This is a genomic window from Geodermatophilus sp. SYSU D00708, assembly GCF_054050115.1.
Map to the genome: position 1 here is coordinate 1 of NZ_JBJGYS010000001.1, position 15188 is coordinate 15188.

General features: G+C 75.2%; 14 protein-coding genes. 1 reads left to right on the plus strand and 13 read right to left on the minus strand.

Going from position 1 to position 15188, the window contains the following annotated elements:
• Positions 1-13: 13 nt before the first annotated feature.
• The 9 genes from ACI79D_RS00005 to ACI79D_RS00045 all read right to left on the minus strand — a co-directional run bounded on the left by ACI79D_RS00005 (position 14) and on the right by ACI79D_RS00045 (position 9649).
• Positions 14-1834 carry an NADH-quinone oxidoreductase subunit G gene (locus ACI79D_RS00005; protein ID WP_456916231.1) on the minus strand — a complete coding sequence of 607 codons (1821 nt, stop codon included), beginning with the start codon at positions 1832-1834 and terminating at the stop codon, positions 14-16.
• 73 nt (positions 1835-1907) lie between these two features.
• On the minus strand, positions 1908-3236 hold the full coding sequence (gene nuoF, locus ACI79D_RS00010) for an NADH-quinone oxidoreductase subunit NuoF (protein WP_456916232.1): 1329 nt from the start codon (positions 3234-3236) through the stop codon (positions 1908-1910).
• A 3-nt stretch (positions 3237-3239) separates the two neighbouring features.
• Entirely contained in the window at positions 3240-4256 is a 1017-nt protein-coding gene (gene nuoE, locus ACI79D_RS00015) for an NADH-quinone oxidoreductase subunit NuoE (protein ID WP_456916233.1), read from the minus strand.
• Positions 4253-5572, minus strand: a complete 1320-nt coding sequence (locus ACI79D_RS00020) for an NADH-quinone oxidoreductase subunit D (RefSeq protein WP_456916234.1) — start codon at positions 5570-5572, stop codon at positions 4253-4255. Before ACI79D_RS00020 ends, nuoE begins: the two co-directional genes overlap by 4 nt.
• Positions 5569-6306 carry an NADH-quinone oxidoreductase subunit C gene (locus ACI79D_RS00025; RefSeq protein ID WP_456916235.1) on the minus strand — a complete coding sequence of 246 codons (738 nt, stop codon included), beginning with the start codon at positions 6304-6306 and terminating at the stop codon, positions 5569-5571. The genes ACI79D_RS00020 and ACI79D_RS00025 overlap by 4 nt, the downstream gene beginning before the upstream one ends.
• Entirely contained in the window at positions 6303-6983 is a 681-nt protein-coding gene (locus ACI79D_RS00030; protein WP_456916236.1) for a NuoB/complex I 20 kDa subunit family protein, read from the minus strand. Before ACI79D_RS00030 ends, ACI79D_RS00025 begins: the two co-directional genes overlap by 4 nt.
• Before the next feature lie 13 nt (positions 6984-6996).
• Entirely contained in the window at positions 6997-7359 is a 363-nt protein-coding gene (locus tag ACI79D_RS00035) for an NADH-quinone oxidoreductase subunit A (RefSeq protein ID WP_456916237.1), read from the minus strand.
• Positions 7360-7408: 49 nt separating this feature from the next.
• Entirely contained in the window at positions 7409-8668 is a 1260-nt protein-coding gene (locus ACI79D_RS00040; RefSeq protein WP_456916238.1) for a geranylgeranyl reductase family protein, read from the minus strand.
• Between the two features lie 255 nt (positions 8669-8923).
• Entirely contained in the window at positions 8924-9649 is a 726-nt protein-coding gene (locus ACI79D_RS00045; protein ID WP_456916239.1) for a demethylmenaquinone methyltransferase, read from the minus strand.
• 35 nt (positions 9650-9684) lie between these two features.
• Here ACI79D_RS00045 and ACI79D_RS00050 point away from each other — a divergent pair, with 35 nt between their 5' ends.
• Positions 9685-10950, plus strand: a complete 1266-nt coding sequence (locus tag ACI79D_RS00050; protein ID WP_456916240.1) for an isochorismate synthase — start codon at positions 9685-9687, stop codon at positions 10948-10950.
• Here ACI79D_RS00050 and ACI79D_RS00055 read toward each other — a convergent pair.
• The 4 genes from ACI79D_RS00055 to ACI79D_RS00070 all read right to left on the minus strand — a co-directional run bounded on the left by ACI79D_RS00055 (position 10947) and on the right by ACI79D_RS00070 (position 15151).
• Positions 10947-11489: a 2,4'-dihydroxyacetophenone dioxygenase family protein gene (locus ACI79D_RS00055; RefSeq protein WP_456916241.1), complete on the minus strand. Its 543-nt coding sequence runs from the start codon at positions 11487-11489 to the stop codon at positions 10947-10949. The two genes, ACI79D_RS00050 and ACI79D_RS00055, sit on opposite strands and share 4 nt — an antisense overlap.
• A 174-nt stretch (positions 11490-11663) precedes the next feature.
• Entirely contained in the window at positions 11664-12455 is a 792-nt protein-coding gene (locus ACI79D_RS00060; protein WP_456916242.1) for a GAF and ANTAR domain-containing protein, read from the minus strand.
• A 60-nt stretch (positions 12456-12515) separates the two neighbouring features.
• Positions 12516-14210, minus strand: a complete 1695-nt coding sequence (gene menD, locus ACI79D_RS00065) for a 2-succinyl-5-enolpyruvyl-6-hydroxy-3-cyclohexene-1-carboxylic-acid synthase (protein ID WP_456916243.1) — start codon at positions 14208-14210, stop codon at positions 12516-12518.
• Positions 14207-15151, minus strand: coding sequence for an o-succinylbenzoate synthase (locus ACI79D_RS00070; protein ID WP_456916244.1), 945 nt, complete (start codon positions 15149-15151; stop codon positions 14207-14209). The genes menD and ACI79D_RS00070 overlap by 4 nt, the downstream gene beginning before the upstream one ends.
• Between the last annotated feature and the right edge of the window lie 37 nt (positions 15152-15188).

The following is a 15188-nucleotide window of genomic DNA, read 5'->3' on the forward strand; positions in this document are numbered from 1 at the left end:
TCTGGTGTCAGACCTAGTTGTCGGGGTCGCCCAGGCCCGCGGGGGCCTGCGGCGGGGCGGGCCGGGCGGCGCCCCCCCCCCCCCCGACGAGCAGCCCCTTGAGCCGCCCGTGGGTGACCGCGGTGAGGATGCCGGTCGTGTCGCGGCCCGGCGTGGCCGGCAGCTCGGGCACGCCCCAGGCGGCGGCGACCTGCGCGCGGGCGCCGGCGTCGGTGACCGGGCGGCCGCCGGGCAGCAGCGTCGGCAGCGCCCCGGCCTCGACCGCGCCGCGCTCGCCCGCGCGGCGGGGCACCCAGGCGACGCGGGCACCGGTGGCCCGGGCGAGGGCGGCCAGGGCGGAGAAGGCGCCGGGGACCTCGGCCAGCCGCTCGCCGGCGAGCACGATCGCGCCGGGCCGCCGGACCGCCTCGACCGCCGGGCCGCCCCACGTGCCCTCGGCGAGCGCCGCCAGGGACCGGGCCTCGGTGCCGGGCAGGGCCGCGAGCACCGTGGCCTGCAGCTTCTCCGCGGCGCGGGTCACGAACGGGGCGAGGTCGAAGACGGCCAGCCCGCGGGTGCGCACGGCCCGGCGCAGCCGGAGGAAGAGGATCGGCGACTCCTCCTCCGGCTCGAGCCCGGCCAGGACCACGGCCGGGGCCGCGGCCAGGTCGGCGTAGGTGACCGCCCCGTTGGCCGGGCCGGTGCCGGCGACGTGGGCGGCGAGGAAGGCCAGCTCCTCCGCCGAGTGCGCGCGGGCGCGGGCGTCGACGTCGTTGGTGCCCAGCGCGACCCGGGCGAACTTGGCGTAGGCGTAGGCGTCCTCGACGGTGAGCCGGCCGCCGGGCAGGACGCCGACGCCGCCGGCGTCCCGTGCGACGCGCAGCCCCTCCGCGGCCGCGGCCCACGCCTCGGGCCAGGAGGCCGGCGTCAGCACGCCGTCGCGCCGGACGAGCGGTGTGGTCAGCCGGTCGTTGGCGGTGGCGTACCGGAAGGCCCAGCGCCCCTTGTCGCAGTTCCACTCCTCGTTGACCTGCGGGTCCTCCCCCGCCAGCCGGCGCAGCACCTTGCCCCGGCGGTAGTCGGTGCGCTGCGCGCAGCCCGACGCGCAGTGCTCGCAGACGGTGGGCTCGCTGCGCAGGTCGAACGGGCGGGAGCGGAACCGGTACTGGGCGCTGGTCAGGGCGCCGACCGGGCAGATCTGGGTGGTGTTGCCGGAGAAGTAGGAGGAGAACGGCTCGTCCTCGTAGATCGCCACCTGCTCCAGCGCGCCGCGCTCGAACAGCTCGATGAACGGGTCGCCGGCCACCTGCTGGGAGAACCGGGTGCACCGGGCGCAGAGCACGCAGCGCTCGCGGTCGAGCAGGACCTCGGTGCTGATCGGCAGCGGCTTGGGATAGGTCCGCTTGACGTCGACGAACCGGCTCTCCGCGCGGCCGTTGCTCATCGCCTGGTTCTGCAGCGGGCACTCGCCGCCCTTGTCGCAGACCGGGCAGTCCAGCGGGTGGTTGATCAGCAGCAGCTCCATCGTGCCCTGCTGCGCCTTGTCGGCGACCGGGCTGGTGAGCTGGGTCTTCACCACCATGCCCTCGGTGACCGGCATGGTGCAGGAGGCCACCGGCTTGCGCTGCCCCTCGACCTCGACCAGGCACTGCCGGCAGGCGCCGACCGGCTCGAGCAGCGGGTGGTCGCAGAACCGGGGGATCTGGACGCCGATCATCTCCGCGGCCCGGATGATCAGCGTCCCCTTGGGCACGGCCACGTCGAAGCCGTCGATGGTGCAGTGGACGGCGTCCGGCGGCGTGTGCGGGCCGGGGACGGCCGGCACCGCGGCCGGTGCGGGCTGGGGCGTCGTCACTGGTCCTCCTCGCTGGCGCTCGTCGGACCAGCGCCGTGTCGTACTGCGCCCGTGCGTGACCTCGCGAGCTCGGTCACGAGGCCACTCCGACGGGCTCGAGCCGGAGGCTGCGGCCCAGACGGGCCTGTTCCTCCGGCGGCAGCAGCGCGACGTAGTCGTCGCGGAAGTACTTCAGGGAGCTGGCGATGCAGCTGGTCGCGCCGTCACCGAGGGCGCAGAAGGAGCGGCCCAGGATGTTGTCGCAGGTGTCGGTCAGCAGGTCCAGGTCGGCCGCCGTCCCCCGCCCGTCGACCAGCCGCTGCAGGATCTGGACCAGCCAGTACGTGCCCTCCCGGCAGGGGGTGCACTTGCCGCAGCTCTCGTGCGCGTAGAACTCGGTGAACCGCAGGGTGGCCTCGACGATCGAGTCGGTCTCGTCGAAGACCATCAGCGCGGTGGTGCCCAGCATCGAGCCCGCGGCGGCCACGGAGTCGAAGTCGAGCGGGACGTCGAGGTGCTCGGGGGTGAAGTAGGGCGTCGACGAGCCGCCCGGCGTCCAGAACTTCAGCTCGTGCCCCGGGCGGATGCCGCCGGCCATCTCCAGCAGCTCGCGCATCGTCGTCCCCATGGGGGCCTCGTACTGGCCGGGCCGGACGACGCGGCCCGACAGCGAGTAGATCTTCGGGCCGGGCGACTTCTCCGGGCCGAACTCCTTGAACCAGTCCGAGCCGCCGCGGACGACGAACGGCACGCTGGCCAGCGTCTCCACGTTGTTGATCATCGTCGGGGCGCCGTAGAGGCCGGCGACGGCGGGGAACGGCGGCTTGAGGCGCGGCTGGCCCCGGTAGCCCTCGAGCGAGTCGAGCAGCGCGGTCTCCTCGCCGCAGATGTAGGCGCCGGCGCCCGCGTGGACGACGAGCTCCAGGTCGTAGCCCGAGCCCAGGATGTCGGTGCCGAGGTAGCCGGCCTCGTAGGCCTCCTGCACGGCGTTGACCAGCCGGCGGTGGGCGTGCACGGCCTCGCCGCGGACGTAGATGACCGCCAGGTGCGAGCGGATGGCGTAGGCCGCGATGACCACGCCCTCGATGAGCGAGTGCGGGTCGGCCATCATCAGCGGGAGGTCCTTGCAGGTGCCCGGCTCCCCCTCGTCGGCGTTGACCACGAGGTACTTGGGCATCGCCGCGGGCCCGGTCGGCGTCTCGCCGGGCTTGGGCTGCGGGATGAAGCTCCACTTCATGCCGGTCGGGAAGCCCGCGCCGCCGCGACCGCGCAGGCCCGAGTCCTTGACCAGGGCGACCAGCTCGTCGGGGCCCATGTCGAGGGCGGTGCGCAGCGCGGTGTAGCCGTCGAGCCGCTCGTAGGTCGACAGCCGCCAGGACTGCGGCTCGGCCCAGCGCGAGGTGAGGACGGGTGCGAGAGGCACGGGTCAGGCCTCCTTGCTGTCTGTGGGGGTGGTGCCGGTGGCGGGTTCGGTGGCGGGCGGGGTCTCCGTGCCGGCCCGCTGCCGGCCCCGCGGCTGCCCGTACTCGGCGCCCTCGTCGGGGTGGGCCTGCGCGGCACCGGCCCGCTCGGCCGGGGTGTCGGCGGCGGCGACACGGGCGTCGGCGGCCTCCCTCTCCGGGGTCTCGCCGGTCTGCCCGGAGGGCCGCACGGTCTCCCGCGGCTCGCCGGTGTCGGCCGGCGGCTGCTCCGGCCCCGGCATCGGCGGCGCCGCCTCCCCCCGCTCGGCGGCCAGCCGCAGGCCGGCCAGCGTCGGGCCGATGGCCCCCTCGGCGTCGATCGCGGCCCGCCGGGCCCGCTCGCTGCCGAACTGGTCGAAGCCGGCCAGCTGCCGGGAGATCCCGCGGAAGTCGGTGAGCGGCGCGCCCCGGGTGGGGTGCGGCTTCTCACCGCGCCGCAGGGCCGCGACGAGCGCGCGGGCGCTCTCGACGTCCTGCTGGTCGTAGAACTCGTAGTCGACGGTGACCACGGGGGCGTAGTCGCAGGCGGCCAGGCACTCGGCGTGCTCGAGGGTGACCGAGCCGTCGGGGGCGGTCTCGTCGTGGTGGACGTCGAGGTCGGCGGCGAGCGCGTCGAAGATCCGCTGCCCGCCGAGGACGGCGCACAGCGTGTTCGTGCACACGCTGACCAGGTGCCGGCCGGTGGGACGGCGCTTGTACATCGTGTAGAACGTCGCGACCGCGCCCACCTCGGCCTTGGTGAGCCCGAGCTCCTCGGCGCACAGCGCCACGCCCTCGGGCGAGACGTAGCCCTGGTAGCTCTGCACCAGGTGCAGCATCGGCAGCAGGGCCGAGCGCGGCTGCGGGTAGCGGGCGATGATCTCCCGCGCCTCGAGCCGCGTCTGCTCGGTCAGCGGCGGCAGGTCGGCCGGGGCAGGCTCGACCGGGCTGGAGTCCAGCCCCGTGACCGCCGTCCCCTCCGCACTCCCAGGAAGAGCGCTCATCGATCCACTCCCCCCATCACCGGGTCCAGGGAGGCGATCGCCGCGATGACGTCGGCGATCATGCCGCCCTCGCTCATCGCCGCCGTCGCCTGCAGGTTGACGAAGCTGGGGTCGCGCACGTGGACCCGCCACGGCCGGGTCCCGCCGTCGCTGACCACGTGGTAGCCGAGCTCGCCGCGGGGTGACTCGATCGGCACGTACACCTGCCCGGCCGGCACCCGGAAGCCCTCGGTGACCAGCTTGAAGTGGTGGATCAGGGCCTCCATCGACTGGCCCATGATGTGCTGGACGTGCTCGAGGGAGTTGCCCATGCCGTCGGGGCCGAGGGAGAGCTGCGCGGGCCAGGCGATCTTCTTGTCCTGCACCATCACCGGGCCCGGCTCCAGCCGGTCCAGCGCCTGCTCGATGATCTTCAGCGACTCGTTCACCTCGGCCATGCGGACCAGGTAGCGCCCCCACGCGTCACAGGTGTCGGCGGTCGGCACCTCGAAGTCGTAGGTCTCGTAGCCCAGGTAGGGCTCCACCTTGCGCAGGTCCCACGGCAGGCCGGTGGCCCGCAGCACCGGGCCGGTGACGCCGAGCGCGACGCAGCCGGTGACGTCGAGGTACCCGGCGTCCTTGAGCCGGCGCTGCCAGATCGGCTGGCCGGTCAGCAGCTTGTGGAAGTCGGCCACCCGGGCCGGCATGACGTCGAGGAACTCCCGGATGTGCTCGACCGCGCCCTCGGGGAGGTCCTGCGCCAGGCCTCCGGGGCGGACGTAGGCGTGGTTCATCCGCAGCCCGGTGATCTCCTCGAGCAGGTCGAGGACCAGCTCCCGCTCCCGGAAGCCGTTGGTCATCCCGGTGAGCGCGCCCATCTCCATGCCGAAGGTGGCCAGCGCGACCAGGTGCGAGGCGATGCGGTTGAGCTCCATCACCAGCACTCGGATGGTCTGCGCCCGCTGCGGCACCTCGATGCCGAGCAGCTTCTCGACGGCCATGGAGTAGCCGGTCTCGTTGAACAGCGGGGACAGGTAGTCCATCCGCGTCACGAAGGTCGTGCCCTGGGTCCAGGTGCGGTACTCGGTGTTCTTCTCGATGCCGGTGTGCAGGTAGCCGATGACCACCCGCGCCTTGGTGACCGTCTCGCCCTCGAGGTCGAGCACCAGGCGCAGGACGCCGTGGGTGGAGGGGTGCTGCGGCCCCATGTTGACGACGAGCCGCTCCTCGCCGTAGGCCTCGGTGCCGAGCGTCTGGTCCCAGTCCCCGCCGGTGACGGTGTAGACGCGCCCCTCGGTGGTCTCGTACGAGCCGGCGTACGGATCGGTCGTCGTCATCGGTAGCTCCGGCGCGTGTCGGGCGGCGGGATGGTCGCGTCGTGGTACTCGACCGGGACCCCGCCGAGCGGGTAGTCCTTGCGCTGCGGGTGGCCGTCCCAGTCGTCGGGCATGAGGATCCGGGTCAGCGCCGGGTGGCCGTCGAATACGACGCCGAACATGTCCCAGGTCTCCCGCTCGTGCCAGTCCGCCGTCGGGTAGACCGGCACGACCGACGGGACGTGCGGGTCCTCGGCGGTCACCGCGACCTCCAGCCGGATGCGCCGGCGGTAGGTCATCGAGGTCAGGTGGTAGACGACGTGCAGCCGTGGCCGTCCCGGGGCGACCGCCGGGCCGCCGCTGTCGAGGTAGTCGACCCCGGAGACGCTGCTGCACAGCTCGAAGCGGAGGGCCTCGTCGTCCCGCAGCGCCTGCACCAGCGTCAGCAGGTGCTCGCGGGCGACGAAGTAGGTGATCTCCCCGCGGTCGACGAGCACCCGCTGCACCGCCGCGTCGTAGGTCTCCTGGCCGACGGCCTCGATGAGCGCGTCGGTGACCTCGTCGAACCAGCCCCCGTAGGGGCGGTCCGTCGAGTGGAGCGCGACCGCCCCACCGGGCTCGACGCGGACCAGGCCGCCGAACCCGGAGGTGTCCCCGCTCCCGGAGACGCCGAACGCGCCCTTGCGGAACCCACCCGCGGGAGCCACCGCGCCCTGGCCGGCGTCCGTGCCGCTGCGGTCGCCCGGGCCGGTCACGAGTCGCTCCTGACGTACGGCTCGGGCAGCAGCACGGCGTTGCCGCCGCGCTGCTCGATGGCGAACTGGCCGGTGCGCCGCTCGGCCGCGGCCCGCTCGTAGGCCGCCCGCGCCGCCTTGTCCACCCGCACCGTGGAGGGCATCTCGACGTGCAGGTCCTTCGCCCGCCCCTCGGCCCGCGCCTGCTCCAGCTCACGGGCCCGCTTCGCCCCGAGCGGCTCGTTCATGATCTTGTGGTGCAGCTTGAGGATCGCGTCGGTGAGCATCTCCGGCCGCGGCGGGCAGCCGGGCAGGTACATGTCCACCGGGACGATGTGGTCGACGCCCTGCACGATCGCGTAGTTGTTGAACATCCCGCCGGAGCTGGCGCAGACGCCCATCGCCAGCACCCAGCGGGGCTCGGGCATCTGGTCGTAGATCTGCCGCAGGACCGGCGCCATCTTCTGGCTCACCCGGCCGGCCACGATCATCAGGTCGGCCTGGCGCGGCGAGGCCCGGAAGACCTCCATGCCGAAGCGGGCCAGGTCGTAGCGGCCGGCGCCGGTGGCCATCATCTCGATCGCGCAGCAGGCCAGGCCGAAGGTGGCCGGCCACAGCGAGGACTTGCGGGTCCAGTTGACCAGCTTCTCCACCGTCGTCAGCAGCACGCCGCTCGGCAGCTTCTCCTCGAGTCCCATGGATCGGCTCCCGTCAGTCCCAGTCCAGCCCGCCGCGACGCCACACGTAGGCGTACGCGATGAACACGGTGGCGATGAACACGACCATCTCGACCAGCCCGAAGACGCCGAGCGCGTCGTTGGCGACCGCCCACGGGTAGAGGAAGACGATCTCGATGTCGAAGACGATGAAGAGCATCGCGACCAGGTAGTACTTCACCGGGAAGCGGCCGCCGGTCAGCGGCTGGTCCACCGGCTCGATGCCGCACTCGTAGGCGTCGAGCTTGGCCCGGTTGTAGCGGCGCGGGCCCACGTAGGGCGCGACCGTCACGGAGAACAGCGCGAACGCCGCACCCAGTGCGAACAGCCCGACGATCGGGACGTAGGTCGACAGCATCAGCAGCGCCCTCCGGCGAGGGGGTCCTGGGGTGGTCCGGCGCGCACGGTCAGACCGCCGGAGCCAGTCGGGTGAGCACGGAGACGACACGGTCGAACCGGTCGCCGTCCCGGCCGTCGGAGAGGTTGCCCATGAGCCGGAGCGCGGCGTCGACCATCGCGGGCCGCTTGAGGCCGTGCGCGGTGGCGAAGCGGACCAGCGCGGGCCGGTCGAGCAGCGCGAGGAAGGCCGTGCCCAGCCGGTGGTGGCGGCCGTAGTCCTCGCGCAGCCGGGCCGGGTAGGACCGCAGCGCCGCCTCCCGTGCGAGCCCCTCGGGGCGGGCGAGGGCCTCGATCGCCGCCTCCGCGGCCATCCGCCCGGTCTCCAGCGCGTAGCTGATGCCCTCACCGTTGAACGGGTTGACCGTGCCGGCGGCGTCCCCGGCCAGCAGCAGCCCCCGCGTGTAGGCCGGGCGGCGGTGCAGCGCCATGGGCAGGCCGGCGCCGCGCAGCGGGGTGACCGCGTGCTCGTCGCCGAACTGCCACTCCGGCGGCAGGGTCGCCAGCCACTCGCGCAGCACCGCACGCGGCTCCGCGCCGGTGCCCCGGCGCCGGTCGAGCAGGCCGAACCCGACGTTGCTGGTGCCGTCGCCCATGCCGAACGCCCAGCCGTAGCCGGGCATGGAGTCCGCACTGGGGCCGGAGGAGGACAGGTCGAAGGAGATGTCGAGGTAGTCGTCGTGGGTGCGCGGGGAGCGGACGTACCGGCGGACGGCGACCCCGAGCGGCCGGTCCTCGCGGCGGACCAGGCCCAGGGCCTTGCCCAGCCTGCCGGACAGCCCCTCGGCGGAGACGACCAGCGCCGCCGTCCACCGGGCGGGCGTGCGGTCGGGCCCCTCCTCGGTGTGCACCCCCGCCACCCGCCCGGCGTCGTCGAGCAGCGGGCCGGTGACCGTCACGTCCTGCACCAGCCGGGCGCCTGCGGCCTGCGCGTGCGCGGCCAGCCCGGCGTCGAGGTCGCGGCGGTTGCGGACCAGGCTGTACGACGGCCACGAGGCCAGCCGCGGCCAGTCCACCTCCACGACCCGGCCGCCACCGGTGACCCGCAGCCCCTTGTGCCGCACCCAGCCGGTGGTGTCGACGCCCATGTCGGCCAGCGCCTTCACCCCGCGCGGCGTGAGCCCGTCGCCGCAGACCTTCTCCCGCGGGAACCGGGCCTTCTCCAGCACGACGACGTCCAGACCCGCCCGCGCGAGGTGCCACGCGGCCGAGGACCCCGCGGGGCCGGCACCGACGACGAGCACGTCGGCCCGCCGGTCGCCGTCGTCCACCTCGGCCCCCTCGCGTCGAGTCCGTGTGACTTTGTGAAATGCTTCACAAAGTCCGTCGTCCCTACCTTATGCCGGGGTGTGACGTTGGTGACAAGTGGGCTCCCGCGAACCGCACGTCACGGTTGCATCAAGGACCCCGTCCTCCTCGAGGAGGACCCGTCCCCCTCCCCCCTCGCACGCTCGGGGCGAGCCTCCGGACGGGGCCACCTGAGCTCGCGGCGAGCCGCTGGACGGGGCCGGAGTTCGCACACCCGCTCAGGTCTGCGGCTTCCGGCCCCGGTGCAGGGCCACCACACCGCCGGTGAGGTCGCGCCAGGAGACGTCGGCCCAGCCGGCCGCCTGCAGCCGGGCGGCCAGCGCAGGCTGGTCGGGCCAGGCCCGGATCGACTCGGCCAGGTAGACGTAGGCGTCCGGGTTGCTGCTGACCGCGCGGGCGATCCGCGGCAGGGCGCGCATGAGGTACTCGGTGTAGAGCGTGCGGAACGGCCGCCAGGTGGGGCTGGAGAACTCGCAGACCACGAGGGTCCCGCCCGGCCGGGTCACCCGGGCGAACTCCCGCAGCGCCGCGTCGGGGTCGGCGACGTTGCGCAGGCCGAAGGAGATGACGACGCCGTCCACGCTCTCGTCGGCCAGCGGCAGTGCCATGGCGTCGCCGGCCACCTTGGGCACCGCGCGCGCCGCGCCGGCGCGGAGCATGCCCTGGGAGAAGTCGCAGGCGATGGCGCGCACGCCCCCGCCGGCCAGCTCCACCGTGGAGACCGCCGTCCCCGCGGCGACGTCGAGCACCGTCTGCCCCCGGCGGGCACCCAGGGCCTCGCGCGTCGCGCGGCGCCAGGCCGCGTCCCGGCCTCCGGAGAGCACCGTGTTGGTCAGGTCGTAGCGCCGCGCGACCCGGTCGAACATGGCCGCGACGTCGGCCGGTTGCTTGTCCAGACCGGCCCGCATCCCCGCGGTGTGTGCGCTCTCTCGCCGGTCTCCCACGGCGGCGACGCTACCGGGCTGCCTACGCTGGGTCCGTGACCGCGGCAGCCGTGACCAGCACCGAGGCGGTCACCCCTGTCGTCACCACCACCCCGCTCCCCGACCCGCCCGCGCTGCTGGACCTCCTGCCGGGCGCCGGCGCCCTGTCCTGGGTGCGCCGCGGCGAGGGTCTGGTCGGCTGGGGCGAGGCCGCGCGGCTGGAGGTCTCCGGGCCGTCCGCGCTGGCCGAGGCCGCCGAGTGGTGGGTGGAGCACAGCGCGGGCCTCGACGTCGACGACCCGCTCGGCGTGCCCGGGTCGGGGCCGGTCGTCTTCGCCAGCATCGCCTTCGACCCGGCGGCCGGGACGTCGGTCTTCGTCGTCCCGGAGGTCGTCGTGGGACGGCGGGACGGCGTGGCGTGGGTGACCACCACCGGCGACGTCGCCCTCGACGCGCCGGCTCCCGCTGCGGCACCGGCCCCGTTAGGGCGGCTGCGCTACGCCGACGGCGCGATGGACTCCGCCTCGTGGTGCGCGACCGTGGCCGCCGCGGTGGAGCGGATCACCGCCGGGGAGCTGGCCAAGGTGGTGCTCGCCCGCGACCTGCTGGTCACCGCCGACGCGCCGCTGGACCCGCGGGCCCTGCTGGCCGGGCTGGCCGCCCGCTTCCCCGACTGCTGGACCTTCGCCGTCGACGGGCTGCTGGGCGCCACCCCCGAGCTGCTGCTGCGCCGGACCGGCCGGGAGCTCTCCTCCCGCGTGCTGGCCGGGACGGCGCCGCGCGGGGCGGGCGCCGAGGACGAGCGGCTGGCCGCCGCCCTGCTCGGCTCGGCCAAGGACCGCGCCGAGCACGCGCTGGCCGTGGAGTCGCTGGTGCGCGCCCTGGAGCCGTACTGCTCGACCCTCACCGCGCCCGAGGAGCCCGAGCTGCTCACGCTGGCCAACGTGCGCCACCTGGCCACCGACGTCGCCGGCGTCCAGCGGCGCACGGGCGCGCGCGGCGCCGCCGGCCTGCTGGAGCTCGTCGGCGCGGTGCACCCGACCGCCGCCGTGTGCGGCACCCCCACGGCGGCGGCCGCGGGGGTGATCGGCGAGCTGGAGGGCATGGACCGCGGCCGCTACGCCGGGCCGGTGGGCTGGCTCGACGCCCGCGGGGACGGCGAGTTCGGCCTGGCCCTGCGCTGCGCGCAACTGTGCGACGACGACCCCGCCACCGCGCGGCTGTTCGCCGGGTGCGGCATCGTCGCCGGCTCCGACCCGGCCGCCGAGCTGGCCGAGACCCAGGCGAAGTTCGCGGCGTTCCAGGCCGCGCTCGAGAGCTAGCGCAGCAGCTTCTCCACGGCGGCCGCGCCCAGCCCGACCTTCTCGTAGTGGTCGCGGGCGAGCTCCAGGTAGTCGTAGGCGTCGAAGGTGCCCTCGGGCTCGCCGTTCTCGTCCAGCCAGATCAGCGGGCCGGTGACGTTGAAGTGCACCCGCATCGGCTCGTCCGACTCGTGCGCGACCAGGGTGTGCGCCTCCCCCGGCGTCTCGTAGACGAACGTGCCGCGCGTGGCGACCCAGTCGTGCTCGAGGTAGCTCCACTTGCCCGACAGCGTGTACCCGAAGACCTGGTGCGGGTGGTAGTGCCGGTTCACCAGGCCGGCCTGCTTGGCCATGAGGACGTCGGCCCAGCGGTTCTGCGTCAGGGAGATCCACAGCGGCCGCGACCCCACCGTCTCCGACAGCGGGACGAAGTACCGCTCGTCGTCGTCCAGGGTGTCGGGCAGGAAGACCTCGGGGGCGGCGTCCTTGCGGAAGACGTTCTCCAGGGGCTTGATGTCCCGCCAGAACTCGCGGCCGGCCTCGGGTTCGGGAGTGACCATCGCAGGCTCCTCTACCGGTGTGCTGGGGGTCCCAGCCTGCTCCGCCGCCGGTCCTCCTGCCATCCGACACGGGGCGGCCCGGCAGCCCTGGTTCTGGACTGCCGGGCCTGGGTGCTCCGGAGCTGCCGGCTGCTCCGGGCACCGTGGGCTGCCCGTGCCCCGACGATCACCGGCTCAACCGACGCCGGGCACGGCTCCTGTCCTGGTGAGCTCGTCGGCGATGTCGACGAGCTTGCGATTGGTCTGCTGGGAGACCCGGGCCAGCACCTGGAAGGCCCGGTCGGCGTCGATCCTGTGGCGCTCCATGAGGATGCCCTTGGCCTGCCCGATGAGGTCCCGGCTGGTGATCGCCCTGTGGAGCTGCTCCTCGTGCTGGGCGCCGGCCAGCGCGACGGCGGCGTGTGCGGCGAGGACCAGGCCGACGTCCTCGGAGTCCTCGCCGAACGCGTGCGGCTCCCGCGCGTAGACGTTCAGCGCGCCCAGGTTGTCGCCCTGCACGAACAGCTGGAAGCTCAGCCCGCTGAAGACCCCCAACTCAACCGCCTCCGCGGCGTAGCGGGGCCACCGTCGCTCGACACGCATGTCGTCGATCCGGACGGTCCTCTGCTCCCAGACCGCGTCCAGGCAGGGCCCCTGCCCGACCCGGTCCTGCATCTCGTCGATGCGGCGCGAGAGGTCGCCGGTGGACGCCCGCGGCTCGACCTGTTCCCGGCCGATGACGTACGTGATCGTGCAGTCGGTGGCACCCGGGATGGCGTCGACCGCCGTGGCGGTGATGGTCTGCAGGGTGGCCTCGACGTCGCCGTGCTCCTGCTGCAGCGCCCGGGCGACCTGGCCCATCACCTCGCCGAGCTCGCCGGACGCGCCCTCGGCACCCGGCCCGTCACCGGACGCCCGGGCGGGGCGCTGCTCGTCGGTGCTCTGGCCCGATCGTCCCGCTCGGCGGGGCTCGTCGCGCTCGGCCACCCGAGCACGGTAGCCCTGAGCCTCCACCCCCACCCGTCCGGGAACCGGTTCGTTCCCCGGTCACGGTGCTGTGAGGGCCTCCGCCGCGGCGGTCCTCAGCGCCGCCGCCAGCTGCGCCTCGGCCCGCTGGTCGGTCCGCACGACCACCACCCGCGGCCCGCCGGTCGCCAGGACCCCGGCCAGCTGCGCCGGACCGTCCACCGCGGTCGCCGGCCACCCGAGCGCCTCGGCCACGGCGACCAGGTCGCGGCCGTGCGGGGTGCCGAACACCCGCCGGTACCCGGCCTCGTAGCGCGACTGCCCGGGCTCGAGCTGGGCGAAGATGCCGCCGCCGTCGTTGTCGGGGACGACGAGGGTGAGGTCGGGCAGCGCCTCGCCGTCGCCCGGGAGCAGGCCCTGCAGGTCGTGCAGGAACGTGAGGTCGCCCAGCAGCGCCACCGCGGGGCCGCCGCGGGCCCGCTGGTGGGCGAGCGCGGCGCCGACGGCGGTCGAGACGGTGCCGTCGATGCCGGCGACCCCGCGGTTGGCCAGCACGGTGAGCCCGCCGCGCGGCACGGCGAGCCGGTCGACGTCGCGCACCGGGGTCGACGAGCCGAGGACCAGCAGGGCGCCGTCGGCCAGGCCGGCCACCAGGTCGCGGGCCAGCCGTCCGGCCGGCAGTCCCGGGACGGCGTCGAGCAGCCCGTCGACCGCCGTCCCCACCCGGTGGGCCGCCGCGCACCAGGCGTCCCGCCAGGCGGGGTCGGCTGCCGGGCTCCCGAAGGGCAGCGCGCCCACGGCCGCGGTCGACCGGCCCGCGTCGGCCCAGCGCGGCGCGGCCGCGACGGTCTCCACTCGCACGGCGGGGTCGGCGAGCAGCGCCGACACCGGCCGGGACAGGGTCGGCCGGCCCACCACCAGCACCCGCTCGGGGCGGTGCGCGGCCAGCCAGGCGGGCGCGCCCAGCAGCAGCGCGCCTCCGCGGACCGACCCCGCCCACGCCCCGCTGGAGGGCTCGGCCACGACCGGCCAGTTGCGGTCCGCGGCCAGCTCGGCCGCGGACCGGCCCAGGGCCGGGGGCGCGTCGCCGACGACCACGAGGGTGCGCGCCGGGCCCCCGTCGGCCGGCGGCGGGACCCGCGGGACGGCGCCGTCCGTCCACGGGGCGCCGCCCGGGCGGCCGGCCCACGGCCCGTCGGGCTCGGCCGCTGCCGGGTCGTCGGGCAGCAGCGGCTCGCGGAACGGCAGGTTGAGGTGCACCGGGCCGGGGTCGGCCGACAGCGCGCCGCGGGCGGTGAGCAGGGCCTTGGCGACCAGCGAGCGCCAGTAGCGGTTCTGCGCGGCCTCCCGGCCGGTCTCGGGCACGCCCACGTCGACCGCGGCGCGCACCGCCCGGCCGTAGAGCCCCGGCTGGGCGATGGTCTGGTTGGCGCCGGTGTCGCGCAGCTCCGGCGGGCGGTCGGCGGTGAGGGCCAGCAGCGGCACGCCGGCGGCGTCGGCCTCGAGGACGGCGGCGTGCAGGTGCGCGGTCGCCGTCCCGGAGGTGGTGAGCACCGGCACCGGGCGGCCGGAGGCCTTCGCCAGGCCGAGGGCGAGGAAGGCCGCCGTCCGCTCGTCGATACGTACGTGCAGGGCCAGCCGGCCGGCCCGCTCCGCCTCGAACAGCGCCAGCGCCACCGGCGCGGACCGGGAGCCGGGCGCGAGCACCGCGTCGGTGACGCCGCCCCGCACCAGCTCGTCGACCAGCACCCGGGCGAACGCGGTGGACGGGTTCACGCGGCCACCGCGGCCAGCCGCGCCCGCCACCGCTGCTCCGTGCCGGCGTCGGCGGCGACCTCGGCCAGGCGGTCGGGCACCACGCCCCGCACCGGGAGGGCGCCGTCCACCGGCAGCAGCGGGTCGCCGGTGACGTCGCCGGTGAACAGCGCGACCGTGGCCAGCCCGCAGGCGAAGGGCAGCTCCGGCAACGCCGCGGCCAGGGCGACCCCGGCGGCGATGCCCACCGAGGACTCCAGCGCCGAGGAGACCACGCACGGCAGGCCGTGCGCCTCGGCCACGCGCAGCGCCGCCCGCACGCCGCCCAGCGGCTGCACCTTGAGGACGACGACGTCGCAGGCCTCGCGCAGGTCCATCCGCAGCGGGTCGGCCGACCGGCGGACCACCTCGTCGGCGGCCACCCGCACGTCGATCCGGCGGCGCAGCGCGGCGAGCTCGGCGAGCGTGGCGCAGGGCTGCTCGACGTACTCGAGCCCGACCCGGTCCAGCTCCCGGATGCGGGCCGCCGCGGTGTCGACGTCCCACGCGGCGTTGGCGTCGACCCGGATCGCGCCGGCGGGGCCCAGCGCGTCGCGGACCGCCTCGACGCGGGCGAGGTCGTCGGCCGGCGTCTGCCCGGGCTCGGCCACCTTCACCTTGGCGGTGCGGCACCCGGACGCCGACACGATCGCGTGCGCCCGGTCGGCGTCGACCGCCGGCACGGTGGCGTTGACCGGGACGGCGTCCCGCACCGGCGCGGGCCAGTCCTCGCACGCCGCCTCCACGGCCGCGGCCCACCAGCGGCGGCTCTCCGCGACGTCGTAGTCCCAGAACGGCGAGAACTCGCCCCACCCGGCCGGGCCGCGCACCAGCACGCCGTCCCGGACGTCGATGCCGCGGAACCGGGTGCGCATCGGCACCGACCAGACGTGCACGGCGTCGATCCCCGCCGCGTCCGTCACACGAGCAGCCTAATCCGGCCCTCCTGCAGGGCCCCGC

Coding starts and splice junctions, on each gene's coding strand:
- nuoE (WP_456916233.1), bottom strand. CDS start 4,256: ATGAGCGCTCTTCCTGGGAGTGCGGAGGGGACGGCGGTCACGGGGCTG.
- ACI79D_RS00030 (WP_456916236.1), bottom strand. CDS start 6,983: ATGGGACTCGAGGAGAAGCTGCCGAGCGGCGTGCTGCTGACGACGGTG.
- ACI79D_RS00055 (WP_456916241.1), bottom strand. CDS start 11,489: ATGGTCACTCCCGAACCCGAGGCCGGCCGCGAGTTCTGGCGGGACATC.
- ACI79D_RS00020 (WP_456916234.1), bottom strand. CDS start 5,572: ATGACGACGACCGATCCGTACGCCGGCTCGTACGAGACCACCGAGGGG.
- ACI79D_RS00035 (WP_456916237.1), bottom strand. CDS start 7,359: ATGCTGTCGACCTACGTCCCGATCGTCGGGCTGTTCGCACTGGGTGCG.